We start from the raw sequence: 21,385 nt of genomic DNA, 5'->3' as shown, positions 1-21,385 counted from the left end.
CTCCCTGGTCGTCGCAGTCGGCGGATATCGATTGTCCGCCCGGGACGCCTGCGTCACCCTCTCCGCATGCTTGAGACGCGCGTCCTCGGCGAGGACGACTGGAAGGTGTGGCGGGAGCTGCGGCTCGCCGCGCTCACCGAGGCCGGGTACGCCTTCGGTGCCCAGCTGGCGGACTGGCAGGGCGACGGTGACCGCGAGGAACGTTGGCGCGGGCGGCTTGCAGTGCCCGGCTCGTACAACGTCGTGGTGCTGCTCGACGGGCAACCGGTCGGGATGGCCAGCGGGATGCCGACCGAGCACGACGGGGTCGTCGAGCTGATCTCGATGTACGTGGCACCGGCGGGGCGCGGCCGGGGCGTGGGAGACCACCTCGTCCGGGCGGTCGAGCAGTGGGCCCGGCTGGCAGGCGCGCGGACGCTGCGGCTCGCGGTGGCGGAGGGCAACCCGAACGCGTGGGGCCTGTACCTGCGCAACGGCTTCCGGGACACGGGCGACGTCGGCGGCCTGATGCCCGACGGCGTACGCCGCGAGCACATCATGGCCAAGAGCCTCGCGCACGAGCCGTAGGGACGCGAGGCGCGGGCCGCGCAGTAGGCTGACCAGCGATGAGCCGCGCCGTCGAGGAGTCCAACCGGGCGATGCTGCGCGCCCGGGACGCGATGGACCGGGCGTACGCGCAGCCGCTGGACATCCCCGCGCTGGCCCGGATCGCGTACGTCTCGGAGGCGCACTTCATCCGTACCTTCCGGGCCACGTTCGGCGAGACGCCGCACCGCTACCTGCAACGCCGCCGGGTGGAACGGGCCATGTACCTGCTGGTACGCACCGACGAGCCGGTCACGGAGATCTGCCACCTGGTCGGCTTCGGCAGTCTGGGCACGTTCAGCCGGACGTTCCACGGCATCGTGGGTGAGTCGCCGTCGGCCTACCGGCGCCGCAAGACCGTGCCGGCCGGCGTCCCGGGCTGCTTCACCAAGGCCTGGATGCGCCCGAGCAGCACGGCGGGCGAGCCGGTCACCGCCGGCGAGCCGGCCACGGAGGGCAAGAGGCCAGCCGCCGCGGTCAGCGCCCCCGCACCTGCCGCCGCACGATGACCCAGAGCCGGTCGCCGAGCCGGCTGCGCCGTACCCAGCGCAATCCGGCCAGCCGGCTCTTCGCCGGCGTACGCGGGCGCGGCGGCGCGGTGACCCGGGCGTAGGTGGCACCTGTCGACGGCCTGGTGAAGGCGGGTTCCAGCCGTTCGGAGGCGACCGCCAGCGCGGTGAACTGGGCGAGCACCCGGGGATCGGGCCGGCCGCCCCGGGCGGCGGTACGCAGGTCCCGCTCCACGACCGGCCGCCGGATCAGCTCGGTGAGCGGCCCGTGCACGGTGTCCAGCAGGTCGGCCACGGCGGCGACGCCGTCGCCCTCCCAGATCCGGGTGGCCCGGGACGGCCCGGTGGCGGCGCTGACGAACGGCACGTCCGCCCACTCCGGTACGAGCCGGGCGATCAGCGCGGTGTGCGGCAGTCGTGCCCGCTTCTCCGCCACGGTGAACGCGAAGCTGGCCGCGACGAAGCCGGGCGCCAGGAACGGGGTGACCATCCCGGTGGTGTACGCGGAGGTGCACCACCGGCGCATCCGCTCGACCAGGTAGAGGTAGTCGATCAGGTGCTCGTCGCGGAGGCCGATGTCGCGGGCGTAGGCCAGCAGGGCGGTGACCCGGTCCCGTTCGGTGGCCAGTGCCTCCGGTGACACCGCGGCGTTCGGCACGCCCGCCAGCAGCTTGGTCAGGCCCGCCTGCTCCGGGGTGGGCGCCGGGTCGGCGTCGGCCCGGGGATACCAGTAGCCGACCACCAGTTCGCCTGCCGCGCCGGTGAGGCTCGGCGCGCGTACCACCTCGGGCAGCCGGGTGCGCACGGCCGGCCGGGCCAGGTAGTTCGACGGGAACTGGTGGTCGTGCAGCGCGGCGAGCCGTCGCGCCCGGTCGCGGAGGCCGACGCCGAGGACGGTGGCCGGGGGCGCGGCCGGCACGAGGCGGTGCGGCAGCTCCAGGCCGCGCCGGTCCCGCACGAGCCGGACCAGCTCGCGGGCCACGTCGCCCTCGGCGGCGGTGTCGTCGTTCGTGGCCAGGTTCGGCGTACGGCCGGCGGCGACGAGCGTCGCGGCGATGAGCCGGGAGTCCTTCCCACCGGAGAGGCCGAGCGTCACCTCACCGTCGTGCAGCCGGTGCAGGCCGGCGACGGCCCGGGTCAGCGCGTCAGCGGCCCGGTCCAGCCGCTCGCCGAGCGGCCGGTCCCGGTCGGCGAGGCCGCTGCGGACCACGTCGTCGGTGGCGTACCGGATCTCGCTGGTGAGCTGCCAGCCGCCGTCGGCGCGGCGGCGGCCGGTGATCCGCTCGCCCGGCCGCAGCAGCCGGATGTCGGCCAGCGGGGAGAGGTCGCCGCCGAAGTGGCCGGTGAGCAGGTACGACGTCCACCCGCCCGGGTCGGGGCGGGCCTCGCCGTGCAGGAAGGCGGCGAGCAGGCCGGGCCGGGTGCACCAGGCGGTGACGCCGTCGGAGGTGCCGGTGAACACGCGGGCCATGCCGAGCCAGTCCTGTTGCAGGGCGAGGCGGTCGTGGCCGAGGGCGAGCAGCGCGAACGGCGGTACCACGTCGCGGTGCACGTCCGCGCCGGTGAGCAGGTGGCGGGCGAGCGTCACCGGGTCGTCGCCGTCGACGCCGACCGGGATGCCCACCGAGACGGCGGTGACGTCGCCGTCGCCGGCGACGGGCGGCCACCGGTAGCCGCCCGGGTCGGCCGGGTGCAGCACCAGCACACCCCAGTCGGTGCCGCCGAGGTGCCGGCGGTGCCAGCTCTCCGGCACCAGCTCGGCGGCGGCGCTGTGGAATCGGGCGACGGCGGCGTCACCACGGGAGGGCGGGAGGGCGCTCGTGGCGGCCCAGGCCAACATCAGCTGCATCGACTTCCCCCGATTTCGTCGCGAAGACGTCAACAGCGGGTGACGAAATGGTGTCCCCGTGTGGGCAAACGACGCAAGCCGGACCAGGGTGCCGGGCGGCAGGACTGCGCGGTTTTGGATAAGCAGCAGGCCGGGGCGCTGCTCTAGCGTCGTCGGCATGACGATGCTTTCGACTTCCCGCTCCCAGATCTACGTGCTCGACCAGGACGAGGCGCTCGACTTCTACGTCGGCAAGCTCGGCCTGGAGGTCAGCCTCGACCAGGATCTCGGTTTCATGCGCTGGCTCACCGTGCACGTGCCGGGCGACCCGGGCCGGGAGATCCTGCTGGAGAAGCCGGGCCCGCCGGCGCTGGACCCGAAGACCGCCGAGCAGGTCCGGGAACTGCTCACCAAGGGCGCCGCGGGCGGGTTCCTGTTCTTCACCACCGACGACGCGCACAAGACGTACGCGGACCTGGTCGCGAAGGGCGTCGAGGTGACCGACGAGCCGACCGACCAGCCGTACGGCATCGACTTCGGCATCCGCGACCCGTTCGGCAACCGCATCCGGATCGGGCAGATGCGCCAGGGGCAGTGAACGGCGCGGCGGCGGGCTAGTCTCGCGGTCCCCGACCGTGGAGGTGCCGATGCCCAGCCGCCTGCTCTACCTGGTCCGTCACGGCGAGCAGGACCGGCCGGAGGAGGAGGCGGACACCGGGCTGTCGGAGCGAGGGCGGCGGCAGGCGACGCTACTGGGCGCGCGGCTGCGCGGCACGCGCTTCGCCGCCGTACATCATGGGCCGGCCCGCCGGGCCGCGGAGACCGCCGCGCTGGTCGCGGCGTCGCTGCCAGATGTTCCGGTACGCGAGGACGACCGCGCCGGCGACCACATGCCGCACGACACCGACCCGGCCGGCCTGCCGGAGTCGTACGCGGCGTTCCTGGCCGGCTTCTCCGAGCGGGAGCGGCGCGACGGACCGCGCGTGACCGCGGAGGCGGTGGCGCGGTTCGCCGCCGCTCCCGCGGAGGGTGACGTACGCGAGCTGGTCGTCACCCACAACTTCCTGGTCGCGTGGCTGGTGCTGCACGCGGTGGACGCGCCGGCGCGCCGGTGGATCGGGCTGAACCAGCAGAACTGCGGGTTGACGGTGATCCGCTACAGCTCGGGCGGCCCGCCGGCGCTCATCGCGTTCAACGACGTCGCCCACCTGCCGCCCGAGCTGCGTGCCACCGGCCTGCCCGGCGACTACCGGATCTGACTCAGGCGATCAGCTTCACCACGGCGTCGGCCACGGCGCGGGCGGACTGCGGGTTCTGGCCGGTCACCAGCCGCCCGTCGACCACCACGTGCTCGGTGAAGTCCGGCGCCGGTACGTGCTGCGCGCCCGCCTCGCCGAGCTTGTCGGCGAGCAGGAACGGCACCTCGTCGGTGAGGCCGACGGCCGCCTCCTCGCTGTTCGTGAACCCGGCCACCCGCTTGCCGGCGACGAGCCGGGAGCCGTCGGTGAGGGTGAGGTTCACCAGCGCCGACGGGCCGTGGCAGACGGCGGCCACCACGCCGCCGCGCTCGTACACCGAGCGGGCGATCCGGGCCAGGTCGGGGTCGTCGGGGAAGTCCCACATGGTGCCGTGGCCGCCGGCGAAGAGGATCACGTCGTACCCGGCCGGGTCGACGTCGGCGGCCTTCGGGGTGTCCGTGACGCCGGCGGTGGCGAGGAAGTCGTTCTGGGTGCTGTCGTTCTCGTCCCGACCGTCGACGGGCGGCTCCCCGCCGGCCACCGAGACGAGGTCGACGTCGTACCCGGCGGACCGGAACACCTCCCACGGCTCGGCGGCCTCGCCGACGTAGTAGCCGGTCGAGCGGCCGGTGCGGCCCAGCTCGGAATGACTGGTCAGGGCGATGAGTGCGCGAGTCATGCCTTCCATGCTGGCCCGGTCGCCCGCCGGCCGGCCATAGGCCGATGTCACAGCCGGAACGGGTTTGAAATCGGGCCGGGTCAGCCGGTGGCGCCGTTGAGCAGGTCCACCACCTGCGCGGTGACGGCCGGCGGCGTGGTCTCCGGCGGGCAGTCGACGTAGCCGACCTGCCGGGGCCCGATGGTGAGCCGGTAGGTGAACGCGTCGGCGCACATGGTCGGCGGGACTGTGGCGGCGGCCTCGGTGGCCAGCCGGGGGTCGGCCGCGAGTTGCCGCAGCCGGGTGAGCTTCTCCGCGCCGAGTTGTCCCTCGCGGGAGGCGCCGGCGCGGTCGGTCCTCGTCCAGTGGCCGTCCGGCCCGACCCGGACGGTGTCGGACAGCCCGGCGATGCCTCCCGACTTCTCGAGCACGACCTCGGAGACGAGCGGCGGGGGCCCGTCCGTGACGACGGGTGGCGCGTCGGTGCGGGCGCAGCCGGCGAGCGGGACGAGAAGGGCGGCGACGGCCGCCACGGCGGGGGCAGCTCTCATACCGGTTCGGACGCGCGACGGGACCACCCGGTTCCGGGTCACCGCTCCTCCTCATCCGTTCGGTCAGTGTCTCCGGCGGGATCCCGCCAGCCTCTTTCACGTTCTTCGATGTATCGCTATATCTACATCAGTGACTACCCCCGTCACAACTTCGCCTTCCAGGAGGGCCCGTGAAAAGATCCGTCGCCGCCGTCAGCGCAGCGCTGCTCACCAGCGGCGTGCTGGCCTGCGTCACCACCTCGGCGCAAGCGGCAGCGCCAACCGCCCCCAGCCCCGAGACCTCTGCCGCAGCCAAGGCCGCGAGCCTGCTGCGCGCCAACCCCGGCGTCGTCCAGGGCGCCGGCGGTGAGGCCTATCAGGCCGTCCGCACCAAGGTCGACCCCTCCGGGGCCGCGCACACCCGGTACAGCCGGACCTACCAGGGCCTGCGGGTGTACGGCGGTGACTTCGTCATCCACACCGCCCCGAACGGCACCCTGACCAGCGCGTCGGTCAGCCTGTCCGCCCCGCTGACCCTGAGCACCACCGCGAAGGTCGGCGCGGACGCGGCCAAGGCCAGCGCCCGCAAGACGTTCTCCGGTTCGCTCACCTCGGTCGGCGCGCCGGAACTGTTCGTCGACGCCAGCAGCGGCAAGGGCCGCCTCGCCTGGGAGACCGTCGCGACCGGCTGGAAGGCGGACAAGCAGACGCCGTCGAAGCTGCACGTCATCACCGACGCCACCACCGGCAAGGTGATCGGCTCGTACGACGAGATCGAGACGGTGGCCGGCACCGGCCAGGGCGTCTACACCGGCTCGGTCACCATCGACACCACGCTCTCCGGCAGCACATACCAGATGATCGACCCGGTACGCGGCAACGGCCGTACCTGCGACATGAACAACGGGACCTCCACCTGCACCACGTTCACCGACGCGGACAACGCGTGGGGCAACGGCGCCACCTCGAACCGGCAGTCGGCCGCCGTGGACGCGCACTTCGGCGCCGCCAAGACGTTCGACTACTTCAAGAACACGCACGGCCGCAACGGCATCTTCGGCAACGGCCAGGGCGTGCCGAGCCGGGTGCACTACGGCAACAACTACGTCAACGCGTTCTGGGACGGCGCCCAGATGACCTACGGCGACGGCTCGGGCAACTCCCGCCCGCTGGTCTCGCTGGACGTGGCCGGGCACGAGATGAGCCACGGCGTCACCGAGGCGCTGGCCGGGCTGGTCTACTCCGGTGAGTCCGGTGGCCTCAACGAGTCCACCAGCGACATCTTCGGCAACATGGTGGAGTTCTACGCCACCGCGCCGAGCGACCCGGGCGACTACCAGGTCGGTGAGAAGATCAACATCAACGGCAACGGTACGCCGCTGCGCTACATGTACAACCCGTCGCTGGACGGCTCGTCCGACTCCTGCTGGTCCACCAGCACGAAGAACAAGGACGTGCACTACTCCTCCGGCGTCGGCAACCACTTCTTCTTCAACCTCGCCGAGGGCACCGGCGCCACCGCGTACGGCACCTCGCCGGTCTGCGGCTCGGCCCCGGCGGTCACCGGCATCGGCCGCGCCAAGGCGGAGAAGATCTGGTACCGGGCGCTCGACGTGTACTTCACCTCGAACACCTCGTACGTCAACACCAGCAACCCGGCCAACACCGCCCGCGCGTACACCCTGCGGGCCGCGACCGACCTGTACGGCAACTGCTCCACCGAGTACAAGACCGTCCAGGCCGCGTGGACCGCGGTGAACGTGGCCGGCAACGACGCGCCGTGCAGCTCGACCGGCAACGACTTCTCTGTCTCGCTCTCGCCGACCTCCGGGTCGGTGACCGCGGGCGGATCGGCCTCCGCCACCGTCGGCACGTCCACCACCAGCGGCACCGCGCAGACCGTGACGTTCTCCGCGTCCGGCCTGCCGACCGGCGCCACCGCGTCGTTCAGCCCCACCTCGGTGACCTCGGGCGGGTCGTCCACCCTCACCATCGCCACCAGCTCCAGCACCCCGGCCGGCACCTACTCGGTGACCGTCACCGGCAGCGCGGCGTCGGGCACGAAGACCGCCACGTACTCGCTGACCGTGAGCAGCGTCGGCGGCGGTTGCACCGGCGCCGGCCAGAAGCTCGGCAACCCCGGCTTCGAGTCCGGCAACACGGTCTGGTCCGCCAGCTCCGGCGTGATCGGGCAGCACGGCAGCAGCCAGCCGACCCGCACCGGATCCTGGAACGCGTGGATGAACGGCTACGGCAGCACCCGTACCGAGACGCTGTCGCAGTCGGTGAGCCTGCCGAGCGGCTGCTCCGCGTACACCCTGTCGTTCTGGCTGCACATCGACTCGGCCGAGACCACCAGCAGCGTTCAGTACGACAAGCTGAACGTGCAGGTGCTCAACTCGTCCGGTTCGGTGCTGGCCACGCTGGCGACCTACTCGAACCTGAACAAGGCCAGCGGCTACAGCCAGAAGTCGTTCAACCTGGCGGCGTACGCCGGGCAGACCGTCACGCTGAAGTTCACCGGCACCGAGGACGTCTCGCTGCAGACCTCGTTCGTGCTCGACGACACCGCGATCAACGTCTCCTGACCTGACCACCGACTCCGGGGCCCGGCGGCCACCCCACGCGGGTGGTCGCCGGGCCCCGGCCGTTACGGTCGCACCATGTCCGACGCGGAACTGACAGTCACCCTGGACGGGCCGGTGGCGACTGTGGTCATCCACAACCCGACCCGGCGCAACGCCATGACCCCGGCCATGTGGCGGCAGCTTCCGGTACTGCTCGACGGTTTGGAGGCGGACCCGGCGGTACGGGTGCTGGTGCTCACCGGCGCGGGCGGCACGTTCTGCGCCGGCGCCGACCTGGGCGACCTGGACGAGCTGCTGGCCGCCGGTGACGGCAGCATCGCGGTGGCCGCCGAGGAACGGCTCGCCGCGTTCGGCCGCCCCACGGTCGCCGCGATCGAGGGCGCCTGCGTGGGCGGCGGCTGCCAGCTCGCCGTCGCCTGCGACCTGCGCCTGGCCGCGGCGGACGCGCGGTTCGGCGTACCCCCGGCCCGGCTCGGCCTGGTCTACCCGGCGCCGACCACGCGGCGGCTGGCCGCGCTGGTCGGTCCGTCGGCGGCCAAGCACCTGTTGTTCACCAGCGAGCTGGTCGACGCCGAGCGGGCGCTGCGGATCGGCCTGGTGGACGAGGTGCTGCCGGCCGGTGAGCTGGCCGGGCGGGTGGCGGCGCTGACCGCCACCATCGCCGAGCGGTCCCGGCTCACCGTGACCGCCGCCAAGGAGATCGTCGACGGGCGCACCGACGCCGACCGGCTCGCCTGGTGGCACGCCCAGGTGCGGGACAGCGGCGAGGCCCGCGAGGGGGTGGCGGCGATCAACGAGCGCCGTCCGCCGCGCTTCGGCTGGACCCCGCCCGCCACGCGCTGACCGCCGTTTGAACGGCGCCCCCCCCCGGCGGGTACGTTCAGGCCGTCGAACGGGGGAGACCATCGTGGACGGTGGGCGGGAACGTCACGAGATCCGGCGGGGGCGCCGTCGGTTCCGGCTGCTGCTGGTCGGCGTGGCGCTGGTGTTCGCGCTGGTGTCGCTGCTGGTGGGGCTGATGGCGGGCGGCGCCTTCCCGAGCAGCTGGCTGGAACGCGGTGACCCGCCCACCTGGATGACGGTGACCGGCGGGGTCCTCACGGTGCTGGGCCTCGTGCTCGAGATCGTCGCGTTGGTCCGCATGATCCGCAGCGGCACCTACCGGGCCGACCGGGAGTCCCGGCTGTGGGCGGTGAGCATCAGTCGTCGCCGGGAGCTGGCCCGGGCGGTCCGGCGCGGGGTGGTGGACTCCCCGAGCGACCTGCCCTGGCTGCGGACGACCGCTGCGCAGATGATCCGGCAACGGAGATTCGTCCCGATGATCGGGGGCCTGGTGACGATGAACCTCGGCCAGATACTGCTCAGCCTCACCCCGATGTGGTTCGTCCTGTTCGGCGTCACCGGGGCGATGTTCGCGTTCGCCTGCTGGCAGATCCTCCGGGACGCGCCCCGGGCCGAGGCGTTCCTGCGGGAACACCCCGGCGATCCGGCGGTCACCGGCTCTCCCTGACCTGGGCCAGCAGTTCCTCCACCGACCACTGGTCGGAGGCGTGTTCGCCGTATTTCTCGGCGAGGACCCGCCCGTCGGGCGCGATCAGGAAGTCGGCCGGCAGCCCGAGCCGCCCGCCGTGCGGGGAGGTGGACGGCAGCTTCTCCCGGCCGCGCAGCACATGCCAGGTGCCGGTCACGACGGCACGCAGGATCGGCAGCCAGGCGCGCGGGTCGAGCAGCGACCGTCGCGCCGACTCCACGCCGAACTCCCGGTAGAGCCGCCGGTCCGGATCGGCCACCACGGCGAACGGCAGGTCGGCGACGTGCTCGCGCAGTTCGTCGGCGGGGGAGTGGAAGAAGACCACCTCGCGTACGCCGGCAGCCTCGATCTCGGCGTGCCGGCGGACGATCGAGCGCAGGTGGAGGTTGCAGACCGGGCAGCCGGCGAAGCGCCGGAACTGGAGGTGGACCAGGCGGTCCGGATCCGGCAGTTCGATCCCGGCGCCGGTCACGCTGGTCAGGTGGCGAGGGGTGACGACGTCCATGCGCGCTCCCGTTGTAGGCGTACGACGTACTCCTACAACCGTAGGCGTATCTTGTACGCTGTCAAGGCCATGCCCCGTCCCCGTTCTCTGACCCCGGCCCAGCTCGCCGACGCGGCGCTCGCGGTGCTCGACCGGGACGGCCTCGCCGGCCTCACCATGCGCGCGGTCGGCGCGCAGCTCGGCACCAGCACGATGGGCCTCTACCGCTACGTCGCCGACCGCGACGAACTGGAGGCGCTCGTCGTCGAGCGGGTCCTCGAACCTGTGGACACCCGTCCGCCGGGCGACGTCCCGTGGGCGGACGGCATCCGCGACCTGGCCGAGCGGGTACGCCGCGCGGTCGGTGTCCACCCGGCAGTGGTGCCGCTGCTCCCCGCGTACCGGCACCGCTCGCCGACGATCCTGCGCTGGGGCGAGGCGGTGCTCGCGGTGCTGACAGGGGCCGGCTTCACCGGCGTCGGACGGGTGATCGCGTTCCGCGCCCTGCTCGGCTACGTGGTCGGGGCGATCCAGATGGAGCACCTCGGCGCGCTGTCAGGCCCCGGAACGGCTGTCATCGCGGCGCTGCCCCGCGACGAGTTCCCCCTGCTCGCCGCGACCGCGCGCGAGGCCGGCGGGGTCGCGCCACAGGACGAGTTCGGGGGCGGGCTGGACCTCCTGCTCGACGGGCTGGCCCGGCGTCTCGACAGGTAGGCGCCCTGGTGGGACCGGCGGGCGCGGCGCCGGGGCGTACCCCCGACACCGCCCCCTGTGCCCGCCGGCCGTCGGTCACCGCGCCAGCGCGGCCCAGCTCGGCGTCACCGGCTCCCGCCGCAGCGGCATGCCCGCCTCGGCCGGGGTCCGGTCACCCTTGCGCTGGTTGCACGCGTAGCAGGCGGCGGTGGTGTTCCCCCAGGTGTTCCGGCCACCGCGCGAGCGGGGCAGGATGTGGTCGATCGTGCTCGCCGCGCCGTCGCAGTACGCGCACTTCCGCCGGTCACGCGCCAGCACCCCAGGCCGGGACCAGGCCGGGCCGGCGCTGAACCGCCAGCGGGTCACCACGTACCGGACGAGGCGGACCACCCGCGGCAGCGGGAAGACGCCGATCACCCGGTCGGGCTCGGCCTCGTGGATCTCGGCGACCCGGCGGCAGAGCATCCGGATCGCGTGTTTGACGGTGACCCGGTGCAGCGGGCCGAGGTCGGCGTTGATGACGAGGACGGCGTCCACCGGGCTCTCCCTTCACGATCGGCGGTACGGCGACGACGGGGACGCGCGAGGCGCGTCAGTCGTGCCCTCCGGGCCGGGGACCGTGTTCCCGGCAGCCGTCGCCGAGCAGCCACGACGTCGTCGTGGTGGCGGATCGCAGCGACATGGACGGCTCCCGGAGCGGTGGTTGGCCTTGCGCGCTCACGGTAGATCGATTCGGGAATCGTGGGCAACGTATTTCGATCCGTCGGCGGCGGGCCGCCGCTGGCGTCCGGCCCGGCCGGCGCGCCGGGCGGCGGTGAGCGGCCGGTCGATCCGGGCGGTCATCTGCACCACCAGCTCGCTGTCCAGCAGCGGGCGGTTCACCTCGGCCGCCACCGACAGCGTGGGCGTGGAGATCGACCGCCAGATCGCGGTGAACCCGGCGCCCAGACCGACGAGCGCCACCGCCGCCCGGGTGGTGGGGGAGCCGGCCGCGGCGGCGGCGCTCACCCCGACCACCGCCAGCAGCACCACCAGCAGTGGCGCCAGCACCGGCCAGAAGATGCCCCGGGCCGCCTGCGCCACCAGCTTCCGGTCCCGGATGATGACGTTGCGGGCGACCACCGCCCAGTTCTCCTCGTCCAGCAGGTCGCGCGGGTGCAGGCCGCCGGTCAGGACGTCCTGCCACAGGTCGCCCTGGTTGCGCAGCTCGCGGGCCAGCTCGGCGAGCCCGGCCTCGCCCGGGTCACCCACCGTGGCGCGGCCGACAGCCGTGGCCCAGGCGGCAAGTGAGCGGCGCACCACGGCGGCCGAGTACGGCGGCAGCACGCTCGCCAGCTCGTCCAGCCACCTGCTGATCTGGAGGTGCCGGCCGCCGAACCGAGTGGCGAGATGGTCGGCGTCGCCGCGTCGTACGGTGTCGGCGAGCGAGCGCCCCAGCCGGTACGCCACACCCACCCGGTGGTTCGTCGCCATCGTCCAGCGCAGCACGTCGATGTTGAGGTCGTCGAGCGCGCGCAGCAGCGGCTCCCGGTCGGTGCCGGTGGCGCGGCGCGCGGCGGCGGTGGACGGCACGGTACGGCCCGCCGGGGTCAGTGGCGCGATCTGCGCCAGCGCCACGTCCACGCCGTCCAGGTACATGCCGAGCCGGTGCCATCCGGCCAGCTCGGTCAGGTTCGACAACTTCGGCGGCGCGGCCACCGGCCGGTTCCCGCCGTCGGTCAGGTCGGCTGTCTGCGCGTGGTGGTAGGCGTCCGCCATGGACCAGCCGAGTCGCAGCGCGGTGACCACCGCGGTCCGTTCGTCCCGTGGTGTCCCGTGCTCCTCGTCGCGCCGCTCCCGTGTCGCGGTGCTCACCGCCCGACCTCCCGTGTCACCGGATCAGTCGAGCCTAGAGCCGTTTTTGTCCGCTTAAAGCCGTTTCGGTCCCGTCTTCCCGGCCAGCAGGCCGCGCGGCCGGATCGAGCGGACCGGCTCGGCCGCCGCCCCCTCGGCCCGCAGGATGTGGTTCGCGGCGATGATCCCGGTGGCCGCCGACCGTTCCATCAGCGCGCTCGGGAACTCCGTGCGGATGCCGTCCCCGGCCAGGTAGAGGCCCGGCGCGTCGGTCTCCACCCCGGGACGCCAGGCGTGGCTGCCCGGCGTGAACGCCGGCGCCTGCGCCTCGACCCGGGCGCGCAGCTCGCGTACCCGCAGGTCGGCCACCTCCGGCCAGAGCGCGGTCAGCTCCCGCAGCATCCGGGCGGCCAGCTCGTCGGCCGGCACGTCCGGCTCGCAGGCGTACGCGTGCAGCTCCACGACCGAGCCGCCGGTCTGCTCGGCCCAGCGGCGGGGCTCCTCCTCCAGCCGGTGGTAGAGCGTCACCGAGTCCAGCGTGGGCTGCCGGGAGACGCCGCTGAACACCGCCCGGTCCGCCCGGACGTCCCCGTCCATCCAGTAGCGTGCCACCGCGTACGGCGGCCCGGGCGTGCCGAACGCGGGCATCCGCGCCACCAGCTCGGGTGCCGCCGCGACCAGGCCGGGCGAGGCGCCGACAAGCGCGGCGAGCGCCGGTGGGTCCACCGCGAGCACCACGTGCGGCGCCTCCCAGACGTCGCCGTCCGCGCCGGTCACCCGCCACCCCGCCGGGGTACGGTCCAGCCGGGCCGCCGCCGCGCCGGTCGTCACCCGGCCGCCGTGCTTCTCCACGTACCGGGTCAGCGGCTCCCAGATCGCGGTGCCGTAGTCCCGATCAGGGCAGTCGAAGGCCAGCCCCTCCGGGTTGCCGAGCAGGTAGAAGTGGAACTGCGCGATCATCTCGGCGGCCGACATCTCCGCCTCGTGGTTGAAGAACGAGTGGGAGAAGACCTCGAACAGCATGGCCCGCGCCCGGTCCGGCAGCCGCAGCGAGGTGAGCAGCTCGTCGGCGGTCCGCTCGTCGAACTCCTCGTAGGTGCGTACCGGGTCGTAGGTGAGCAGCGGCAGCGCCGCGTCCCGATCCATCGTGCGCAGGTCCGCCAGGCGCAGGCTCGGGCTGCGCAGCAGCAGCGCCAGGAGGTTGGCCGGCGGCGCGGGCGGCAGCTTGCCGAACTCCTCCGTGGGCCACTGCTCGGACAGGATCGGGTAGCCCGGGATCGGCTTGAGGAAGCCCAGCGCCGGATCGACGCGGCGCAGGATCGACCGCCAGTTCCAGTACTGCCGGAAGAACGCGTGGAAGCCGTGCTCGTTGCGCTGGACGCCGTCGGACAGCTTCTCCGGCCAGGCGCCGAGCCGCCCGCCGAGGTGCGGCGCCGCCTCCAGCACCGTCACCGCCACGCCGCGCTCGGCCAGCACCACCGCCGCCGACATGCCGGCGATGCCGCCGCCCACCACCAGCGCCGGGACCGGTCGCGGCACGCGGTCGGCGCCACCGCCGCCCGGGTCCACCAGGTGCTCGCGTACGCCGATCAGACGACCTACCACTTGCGACAGACTCACGGGGGCATCCTCCAGTCGGCGGTCCCCCCAGTCTGCCGCTTGAAAGGGCAACACGCTGGGTACGCGTCGACGGGGCTTTCACGGCAGGCAGCGGCGGGGGCGGTCCGACGGGGGCCAGACGTACTCCAGGTCGGGGGAGACGTCGGTGAACAACCGGGCATAGTGGGCGGGGTCCTTGCGCAGCAGCGACGACCGGTGGCTGCGGTGCAGGTCGTCGCGGCCCAGCCAGGGCGGCAGCTCACCGGCGGCGGCCAGCTCGTCCTGGGTACGGATCAGCGTGATGCCGCAGGCGGCGGCGAGGTCGGTGGCGAGCGTCCCGGCGCAGGTGTCGGCCCGGCCCGGCTCGCACCACACCGCGCACATGTCCAGCCCGTACCGGGTCAGCGCCTCCTCGTACCCGGCCCACATCTTCACCGCGGGGTGGTTGCGCCAGCCGTAGTCCGGCCGGGTCAGCCCGCGCAGCACCTGGATCGTCTCCACGCGCTGCTTGCCCAGCCGCTTCTGGTCCAGCGTGCGCGCGCTGGCCAGGAAGTCCGGATACGGCAGGAACGTCTGCATGCCGGTGCTCTACCCGTACCCGCCCCTGCCATGCGTCCATGATCGCCGGGGCTGCGCACATCGCGAGCGGCTGACTACGATCCGGACATGGCCGAGCCTCTCCGCGACCGCGCGCGCCGCGCGACCGGCTGGCGGCTCCGGATGAACGGTGACGAACGCCCCCACTACGTGGTCTGCGGCTCCGACCCGCTCGCCTACTGGGTGGTCCGGTCGCTGCTCGCCACCGACAACGCCGACGGCCGGGTGCGGGTGACGCTCGTGGTGCCGGGCCGCCGCCGGTCCGAGGGCCCCGACGGGCGCGACGTGCCCGGGGTACGGGTCGTGACTGCCGAACGGCTCGACGAGGCCGCGTTCCGCCGGGCCGGGCTGGCCGGCGCGGCCGGGCTGGCCCTGTTGCACCAGGACGACGTGGGCAACATGCACGCCGCGCTCTGCGCCCAGGAGGTCGAGTCGCGGCTGCGCCTGGTGGTGCGGATGTTCAACACCAACCTGGCGGACGGGCTGCGGCAGCTCTTCCCCGACTCGGCGGTGCTCTCCGACGCCTCGATGGCCGCGCCCGCCTTCGTGGCCGCCGCGCTGGGTGAGGTGGCGCCGACCCACTTCCGGCACGCGGGGCGCACGCTCTACGTGGCCCGCCGGGACGACGTACGCCCGCAGGACGTGGTCTGCGGCCTCGCCGTCACCACGGATCCGGACCTGGTCCGGGTGCTGCCCGCCGACGAGTCGGCAGCCGACGTGGTGCTGGCCGAGGCGACCGGGCGCCCGGCGGGCACCGAGGTCGCCGCCCGGCGGCTGGTACGCGCGCGGCGGCGCCGGCAGCCGGTGGCGGTGCTGCTGAGGGCGGTCCGCCACTTCGCCACCCGCAAGATCGGCATCGCGGTGCTGGTGCTGCTCGGGGTGATCGCGGCGCTGGGCTGGCTCAACGCGCGGGCCGCCGACGTGAGCTGGAGCGAGGCGATCTACCTGACGCTTGTCACCACGCTCACCGGCCAGGATCCGGACGTCGGCAAGCCGGTAGCGGCCCAGGTGATGCAGGTGGTGCTCAACCTGGCCGGGCTGGCGCTGATCCCGCTGATCACGGCCGCGGTGGTCGACGGCATCGTCAACGCCCGGCTGGCGTTGCACGCGGGCCGGGTTCAGCCGGACCGCTCCGGGCACGTGGTGATGGTCGGGCTGGGCAACATCGGCACCCGGGTGATGGCGCAGTTGCACGACTTCGGCGTCGAGGTGGTGGCGATCGACAAGAACCCGGACGCGCGCGGCGCCGCGCTGGCGCGCCGGCTGGGGGTGCCGCTGATCGTGGGCGACGCGGGCCGGGAGGAGACGCTCCGGTCCGCCTCGGTGGACACCTGCCAGGCGCTCGTGGTGGTGTCCACCGACGACGGGACGAACCTTCGGGCCGCGCTGATCGCCCGGTCCCTCGACCCGGACCTGCGCGTGGTGCTGCGGCTGTTCGACGGCGACTTCGCCGAGCGGATCCAGCAGGCGTTCGGCATCGGCATCTCGCGCAGCGTGTCCTATCTGGCCGCGCCGGCGTTCGCGGCGGCCCTGCTGGATCGCGCGGTGGTCGCCACCATCCCGGTCGACCGGCACGCGCTGCTGGTCACCGAGGTGCCGGTGGTGGCCGGTTCGCCGCTGGACGGGCGTCCGCTGAGCGCGGTGGCCCGGCCGGGCGAGGTGCGCCTGCTCGCGCACACCCGGCCGAGCCAGAAGGCCGACTGGTCGGCCGACCCGCGTGTGGTGATCCAGGCCGGTGACCGGCTCACGGTGGTGGCCCGGCGGGCCGGGCTGACCGCGCTGCTCCGGGAGACCACGCCCGCGCCGCCGCCGGCGCCCACCGGCCCGCCCGCCGCGCGCCGCCCGCAGGAGTGACCGGGCGCGTCGGCGGTCAGGGCCGCCGGGCGCATCAGGGACGGTCGGGCCGCGTCAGGCAGGTCGACGACGGCTGCGGATCGCGTACCCGAGCGCGCCGAGGGCGAGCACGCCGAACCCGGCGAGCACGCTCGGCAGCGGCAGGTTGACCGCCAGCACCAGGCAGCCGACGAGCCCGAGCGCGGCGAGCAGCCGTACCGGGAGGCGCCGGTCCGGGTCCGGGCCGAGCGTCAGCGCCGACGCGTTGGTGATCGCGTAGTAGACGAGCACCGTGCAGCTGGAGAAGCCGATAGCGCCCCGGATGTCGCCCACTGTCACCACGGCGGCGACCACGGCGGCCACCGCCAGCTCGGCGCGGTGCGGCACCCGGTGGCGCGGATGGACCGCCGCCAGCGCGCCCGGAAGATCGTGCCGCCGGGCCATCGCCAGCGTCGTGCGGCCGACGCCGGCCAGCAGCGACAGCAGCACCCCGGTCACCGCGACGGCGGCGCCGGCCCGGACCAGCCAGGCAAGCCCCGGGTGCCCGGCGGCGGTCACCACCTCGACCAGTGGCGCGTCGGTGGACGCCAGCCGGTCGGCGCCGAGCACGCCGAGCGCGACCACCGCCAGCGTCAGGTAGATCGCCAGCACCGCGCCGAGCGCCAGCGGCACCGCCCGGGGGATGGTGCGTTCCGGGTCGCGGACCTCCTCGCCCAGCGTGGCGATCCGCGCGTACCCGGCGAAGGCGAAGAACAGCAGCCCGGCGGCGGTCAGCACGCCGCCCGCCCCGATGCCGGCGGGCGCGGTGAGCCGGTCGGCCGCGATCTGCGGCGCGCCGGTCACCGCCACCACGGCGAGCACCGCCAGCACCACCGCGACGAGGACCCGGGTGGCGGTGGCGGTCTTGCCGATGCCGCGCAGGTTCACCGCTGTCACCGCCACCACCGCGAGGACCGCGACGAGCCGCGCCCGCCCCGGCCACAGGTACGCCCCGACGGTCAGCGCCATCGCCGCGCAGCTCGCCGTCTTGCCGACCACGAATCCCCAGCCGGCGAGGAAACCGGCGAACGGGTGCAGGCGTTCCCGGCCGTAGACGTAGGTGCCGCCGGACTCGGGGTAGCGGGCGGCGAGCCGGGCCGAGCTGGTCGCGTTGCAGTAGGCGATGAAGCCCGCGACCGCCAGCGCGACCAGCAGGCCCGGACCGCCCGCCGCAGCCGCGGCCGGTGCGAAGACCACGAAGACGCCCGCGCCGAGCATCGAGCCCAGACCGACGACCACCGCATCGGGTACGCCGAGTCGCCGCGCCAGCTGTTCCACACCGGCAGCCTAGGGTGCTCGGGTGAACGGGAGGTGCCCCGCGACCGGAAATTGACGAAAATGATTTGCGTAATTTAACCGGTGCTCAGCGGTGGCTGATTGCGGAGGGCCTGGGTAGAGTCGTTTACGCAGGTCAAGCAGTTTGCAAATGTTCCGTTCCGATTATCCGATGGCGATGATCAGATTCTTTCTGCGTCGATCGGGCAATGGCGCCCTCGAATCGGCTCCGGCAATTTCGGGAACGTCTTCTCCGCGAACGCGGGAGGTACCGCACATGACGCTTTTCGGCTGGGACGCCAGTGACTACGACGTCGACCGGGGGTTGACGGCCGACCGGATCCGGGAGGCCCGCGCCGCGGGCATCGACTTCATGACCTACAAGGGCACCGAGCAGTCGCGCGACGGCACGTTCCACAGCCAGTACTACGGGGTGATGCTCACCGCCGCGAAGGACGCGGGCATCCCGTTCCTGGGCATGTACGTGGTGGTGCACTCCGACGTCTCCATCGAGGACCAGGCCACCACCGCCATCGACTACGCCGACAAGCACACCCCCTGGTGGCGCACCTACGACGGGTTCTTCTGGCAGATCGACCTGGAGCGCTGGCCGACCGACGACGTGCCCCCGCACATCGGCGTCGACGTGGGTAAGGAACTGGAGGAGCGCACCGGCAAGGTGGCGGTGATGTACGCCTCGCGCGGTGAGTACGGCGACGACGACCTGGGTGACTTCCCGCGCTGGAACGCCGACTACCCGTACCGGGTGGCCGAGGACTTCAAGGCCGCGTACGCGCGGGCCGGCGGGGACTCCGGGCCGGGCTGGACCCGCTACGGCAAGCCGGCGGAGACGCCGCGCATCTGGCAGTTCACCGATTCGGCGATCATCGGCCGCCAGCACACCTGCGACGCGGACGCGTTCCGCGGCACCACCGACGACTTCGCGAAGATGATCGGGGAGAAGACGTCCACGACGACGAAACGGGACGTGATCGCCACCTTCCACAGCACCGCGCACGCCGGCGACACGCTCGGCACCACTGACGTCTTCCACGCCATCCGCTGGGCCACCGGCCTCTACCACTGGACCGTGCCGGAGACCGGGCTGGTGAGCATCCAGGCGACAGTCGACCTGCGCGGGTTGCGGCGCGACGACCTGGTCCGGATCCGCGCCGAGTACACCCGGCCCGGAGACTCGGAGAACGACACCCCGCTTCTGCGGCAGGAGCGGGTGTCCGTCGACCCGGAGACCACCGGCGGGGTGTTCGTGGTGAGCACGCCGGACGAACGGGTCGAGCTGCCGAAGGGCACCCAGATCCGCATCCAGGTGGCGGTGCGGCCGGAGGACGGCGACCACCGCCGCAAGCTCACCTACAGCACCCGTACCCGGATCAGCATTGTGGAGATCCGGCCGGCCGGCTGAGCGCCGCGCCCGCCCGTCACCGCGTCGCGGAGGCGGCGGGCGGCGCGGACCAGGCGACCGGCCGTCCCCGGTCGCCGAGGCGACGCGGCAGCGGCAGGTCGTCCCAGGGCACCCGGCGCAGCAGGCGGTCCAGCAGCAGGCCGAGCAGCAGCCCGGCGACGGAGTCGGTCAGCCAGTGCCAGCCCAGGTAGACGGTGGTGCAGAAGACCACCGCCGGGGGCACCACCCGGACCGCGGTGACCAGCCCGGCCGGGACGGTACGGCCGAGCGTGCGCACGAGCGGGGCCAGCAGCAGGGCCAGGACGCCGTACCAGACGATCGAGTTGGCGACGTGCCCGGACGGGTACGACTGCGCGAAACGCACCGGCAGGTCGTGCTGGAACAGCGGCAGCGTCTGCTCGGGCGACAGGAACGGCTCCTTGACCGAGGCGCTCGGCGCCGGCCGGGCCGTCCACACCTTCAGCGGGCCGACCGTGAAGAACGTGAGCACGAAACCGGCCACCGGCGGCAGCAGCGGCCGTACCGAGCGCAGCCGCCACGCCAGCAGAACGCCCAGCCCGGCCGCGAGCAGCGTCAGCGGCGTGCCCTGGCCGAGCAGGTTCAGCGTCATCGCCACCCAGCGGGCGGCGGCCGGGCGGTTCTCGTCGGACCAGTCTGCGACCGCACGGTCGAGGCCGAACAGGTGACCGGAGGCGAGCGCGACGGTCAGCGCCACCACTGCCGCGAGCAGCAGTCCGTCGAACCACCACCCGGCCGGCCGGACCGGCCGCAGCCGCAGCCGCAGGTCACCGCGTACCCCCGAGGTCTGACGCACGCGACCACGCTACCGGCCGTCCGCGGCGGCCGGGCGGCGCGGGCATCGGCGGCTGTGTGCCCAGCCACGAAGGGAGGCGCGGCGCGGGGGTCAGCGGTCACACTGGTTGCCGTGCGGATCACCTCGGCTCTCGTCGACCCGGCGCTGCTCGACCTCCCCTGGTCGACCCCGCTGGAGCAGTGGCCTGCCGAGCACCTGGTGGCGCTGCCGCAGGGCATCTCGCGGCACATCGTGCGGTTCGTCCGGCTCGGCGGGTACGTCTACGCGGTCAAGGAGACCGGCGAGCGGGTCGCCGAGCGCGAGTACGACCTGCTGCGGGCGCTGGAGCGGATCGACTTCCCGTCGGTCGAGGCCATCGCGATCGTGGCCGACCGGCAGACCGACGACGGCGAGCCGCTGGACCCGGTGCTGATCACCCGGCACCTCCAGTTCTCGCTGCCCTACCGGGCGCTGTTCTCCAACACGCTGCGCCCGGAGACGATGAACCGGCTGCTGGACGCGCTGGCCGCGCTTATCGTGCGGATGCACCTGACGGGGTTCTTCTGGGGCGACTGCTCGCTGTCCAACACGCTGTTCCGGCGCGACGCGGGCGCGTTCGCCGCCTACCTGGTCGACGCCGAGACCGGGGCGCTGTACCCGTCGCTGTCAAACGGCCAGCGCGGCGAGGACCTGGAGATCGCCCGGGTCAACATCTTCGGCGAGGCGCTCGACCTCCAAGCCGCCGGCCTGCTGCACGAGTCGATCGACCCGGAGGTGGTCTGCGAGGAGGTCGTGCGGCGCTACGAGCGGCTCTGGCACGAGATCACCTACGAGCAGCAGGTCGAGCGCGCCGCGCGGCACGACATCGAGCGCCGCATCCGCCGCCTCAACGAGCTGGGCTTCGACGTGGCCGAGGTGGCCATGTCGACAGTCGACAACGGGCGCTACCTGGTCCGGCCGAAGGTGGTCGACGCCGGCTACCACACCCGGCGTCTGCTGCGCCTGACCGGCCTGGACGCGGAGGAGAACCAGGCCCGCAAGCTCCTCAACGACCTGGACGCCTACCGGCTGGAGAGCGACCTCACCGACGAGCAGCAGGCGGCGCACCGCTGGCTGACCGAGGTCTTCGAGCCGGTGGTCCGGGCGGTGCCCGCGCACCTGCGCCGGAAGCTGGAGCCGCAGGAGCTGTTCGCCCAGATCATCGAGCACAAGTGGCTGCTCTCCGAGCAGGCCGGTCGGGACGTCGGGATGCGCCGGGCGGTGCAGTCGTACCTGGCCGACGTGCTGGTGCACCGCCCCGACGAGCAGGCGGTGCTCGGCGTCGAGGTGCCCACCGTCTGACGCCCGGG

General features: G+C 73.4%; 21 protein-coding genes. 11 read left to right on the top strand and 10 right to left on the bottom strand.

What is annotated here, in order from left to right:
* Positions 1 to 66 precede the first annotated feature (66 nt).
* Both SM452_RS04020 and SM452_RS04015 read left to right on the top strand, forming a co-directional pair.
* On the top strand, positions 67 to 567 hold the full coding sequence (locus tag SM452_RS04020) for a GNAT family N-acetyltransferase (protein WP_355513856.1): 501 nt from the start codon (positions 67 to 69) through the stop codon (positions 565 to 567).
* A 38-nt stretch (positions 568 to 605) separates the two neighbouring features.
* Positions 606 to 1,094 (top strand): AraC family transcriptional regulator, encoded by a 489-nt coding sequence (locus SM452_RS04015; RefSeq protein ID WP_357209523.1) that lies wholly within the window; start codon positions 606 to 608, stop codon positions 1,092 to 1,094.
* On the opposite strand, the gene SM452_RS04010 is transcribed toward SM452_RS04015, so the two are convergent.
* On the bottom strand, positions 1,063 to 2,943 hold the full coding sequence (locus SM452_RS04010; protein WP_463839308.1) for an asparagine synthetase B family protein: 1,881 nt from the start codon (positions 2,941 to 2,943) through the stop codon (positions 1,063 to 1,065). The two genes, SM452_RS04015 and SM452_RS04010, sit on opposite strands and share 32 nt — an antisense overlap.
* 157 nt (positions 2,944 to 3,100) lie before the next feature.
* Between SM452_RS04010 and SM452_RS04005 the strand changes: the two genes are divergently transcribed.
* Together SM452_RS04005 and SM452_RS04000 are read left to right on the top strand one after the other, a co-directional pair.
* The gene (locus tag SM452_RS04005; RefSeq protein WP_135242286.1) at positions 3,101 to 3,520 is read left to right on the top strand and encodes a VOC family protein; all 420 of its coding nucleotides are present in this window, start codon (positions 3,101 to 3,103) and stop codon (positions 3,518 to 3,520) included.
* Between the two features lie 49 nt (positions 3,521 to 3,569).
* The gene (locus SM452_RS04000) at positions 3,570 to 4,181 is read left to right on the top strand and encodes a histidine phosphatase family protein (protein ID WP_357209525.1); all 612 of its coding nucleotides are present in this window, start codon (positions 3,570 to 3,572) and stop codon (positions 4,179 to 4,181) included.
* A gap of 1 nt (position 4,182) precedes the next feature.
* Here the strand turns inward: SM452_RS04000 and SM452_RS03995 are convergent, their stop codons facing one another.
* Together SM452_RS03995 and SM452_RS03990 are read right to left on the bottom strand one after the other, a co-directional pair.
* Positions 4,183 to 4,839 carry a type 1 glutamine amidotransferase domain-containing protein gene (locus tag SM452_RS03995; protein WP_355513844.1) on the bottom strand — a complete coding sequence of 219 codons (657 nt, stop codon included), beginning with the start codon at positions 4,837 to 4,839 and terminating at the stop codon, positions 4,183 to 4,185.
* An 80-nt stretch (positions 4,840 to 4,919) separates the two neighbouring features.
* A complete protein-coding gene (locus SM452_RS03990) occupies positions 4,920 to 5,351 on the bottom strand; it encodes a hypothetical protein (protein ID WP_262013321.1) in 432 nt (143 codons plus the stop codon).
* Between the two features lie 188 nt (positions 5,352 to 5,539).
* Between SM452_RS03990 and SM452_RS03985 the strand changes: the two genes are divergently transcribed.
* From SM452_RS03985 to SM452_RS03975, 3 genes are all read left to right on the top strand, one after another.
* Complete coding sequence (locus tag SM452_RS03985; RefSeq protein ID WP_463839307.1) at positions 5,540 to 7,936, top strand: M4 family metallopeptidase; 2,397 nt, start codon at positions 5,540 to 5,542, stop codon at positions 7,934 to 7,936.
* Between the two features lie 75 nt (positions 7,937 to 8,011).
* Positions 8,012 to 8,779: an enoyl-CoA hydratase/isomerase family protein gene (locus SM452_RS03980; RefSeq protein ID WP_355513835.1), complete on the top strand. Its 768-nt coding sequence runs from the start codon at positions 8,012 to 8,014 to the stop codon at positions 8,777 to 8,779.
* A 64-nt stretch (positions 8,780 to 8,843) separates the two neighbouring features.
* The gene (locus SM452_RS03975) at positions 8,844 to 9,446 is read left to right on the top strand and encodes a hypothetical protein (RefSeq protein ID WP_463839306.1); all 603 of its coding nucleotides are present in this window, start codon (positions 8,844 to 8,846) and stop codon (positions 9,444 to 9,446) included.
* Here the strand turns inward: SM452_RS03975 and SM452_RS03970 are convergent.
* The gene (locus SM452_RS03970) at positions 9,430 to 9,972 is read right to left on the bottom strand and encodes a peroxiredoxin-like family protein (RefSeq protein WP_355513829.1); all 543 of its coding nucleotides are present in this window, start codon (positions 9,970 to 9,972) and stop codon (positions 9,430 to 9,432) included. The two genes, SM452_RS03975 and SM452_RS03970, sit on opposite strands and share 17 nt — an antisense overlap.
* 69 nt (positions 9,973 to 10,041) lie before the next feature.
* Between SM452_RS03970 and SM452_RS03965 the strand changes: the two genes are divergently transcribed.
* A complete protein-coding gene (locus SM452_RS03965) occupies positions 10,042 to 10,665 on the top strand; it encodes a TetR/AcrR family transcriptional regulator (protein ID WP_355513826.1) in 624 nt (207 codons plus the stop codon).
* 75 nt (positions 10,666 to 10,740) lie between these two features.
* Here SM452_RS03965 and SM452_RS03960 read toward each other — a convergent pair whose 3' ends face one another.
* From SM452_RS03960 to SM452_RS03945, 4 genes are all read right to left on the bottom strand, one after another.
* Entirely contained in the window at positions 10,741 to 11,181 is a 441-nt protein-coding gene (locus SM452_RS03960) for an HNH endonuclease (RefSeq protein ID WP_262013315.1), read from the bottom strand.
* Between the two features lie 180 nt (positions 11,182 to 11,361).
* A complete protein-coding gene (locus SM452_RS03955) occupies positions 11,362 to 12,498 on the bottom strand; it encodes a hypothetical protein (protein ID WP_463839305.1) in 1,137 nt (378 codons plus the stop codon).
* A gap of 54 nt (positions 12,499 to 12,552) precedes the next feature.
* Positions 12,553 to 14,097 carry an FAD-dependent oxidoreductase gene (locus SM452_RS03950; RefSeq protein ID WP_463839304.1) on the bottom strand — a complete coding sequence of 515 codons (1,545 nt, stop codon included), beginning with the start codon at positions 14,095 to 14,097 and terminating at the stop codon, positions 12,553 to 12,555.
* Positions 14,098 to 14,175: 78 nt separating this feature from the next.
* Positions 14,176 to 14,655, bottom strand: a complete 480-nt coding sequence (locus SM452_RS03945; RefSeq protein WP_135242275.1) for an MSMEG_6728 family protein — start codon at positions 14,653 to 14,655, stop codon at positions 14,176 to 14,178.
* 87 nt (positions 14,656 to 14,742) lie between these two features.
* Here SM452_RS03945 and SM452_RS03940 point away from each other — a divergent pair, with 87 nt between their 5' ends.
* Positions 14,743 to 16,527, top strand: coding sequence for a potassium channel family protein (locus tag SM452_RS03940; protein WP_262013311.1), 1,785 nt, complete (start codon positions 14,743 to 14,745; stop codon positions 16,525 to 16,527).
* A 54-nt stretch (positions 16,528 to 16,581) separates the two neighbouring features.
* Here the strand turns inward: SM452_RS03940 and SM452_RS03935 are convergent, their stop codons facing one another.
* Positions 16,582 to 17,823 (bottom strand): APC family permease, encoded by a 1,242-nt coding sequence (locus SM452_RS03935; protein WP_463839303.1) that lies wholly within the window; start codon positions 17,821 to 17,823, stop codon positions 16,582 to 16,584.
* A 274-nt stretch (positions 17,824 to 18,097) separates the two neighbouring features.
* On the opposite strand from SM452_RS03935, the gene SM452_RS03930 reads away from it, so the two are divergent.
* The gene (locus tag SM452_RS03930; protein WP_262013309.1) at positions 18,098 to 19,243 is read left to right on the top strand and encodes a glycoside hydrolase family 25 domain-containing protein; all 1,146 of its coding nucleotides are present in this window, start codon (positions 18,098 to 18,100) and stop codon (positions 19,241 to 19,243) included.
* A 16-nt stretch (positions 19,244 to 19,259) separates the two neighbouring features.
* On the opposite strand, the gene SM452_RS03925 is transcribed toward SM452_RS03930, so the two are convergent.
* Positions 19,260 to 20,057 (bottom strand): phosphatase PAP2 family protein, encoded by a 798-nt coding sequence (locus SM452_RS03925; RefSeq protein ID WP_463839302.1) that lies wholly within the window; start codon positions 20,055 to 20,057, stop codon positions 19,260 to 19,262.
* 111 nt (positions 20,058 to 20,168) lie between these two features.
* On the opposite strand from SM452_RS03925, the gene SM452_RS03920 reads away from it, so the two are divergent.
* Positions 20,169 to 21,377, top strand: coding sequence for a DUF4032 domain-containing protein (locus SM452_RS03920; protein WP_120572862.1), 1,209 nt, complete (start codon positions 20,169 to 20,171; stop codon positions 21,375 to 21,377).
* The last annotated feature ends 8 nt before the right edge of the window (positions 21,378 to 21,385 follow it).

This window comes from Micromonospora sp. SYSU B005, assembly GCF_055362685.1.
Note: the sequence above shows the minus strand (reverse complement) of the source record. Positions and strands in the feature narration are given on the sequence as shown.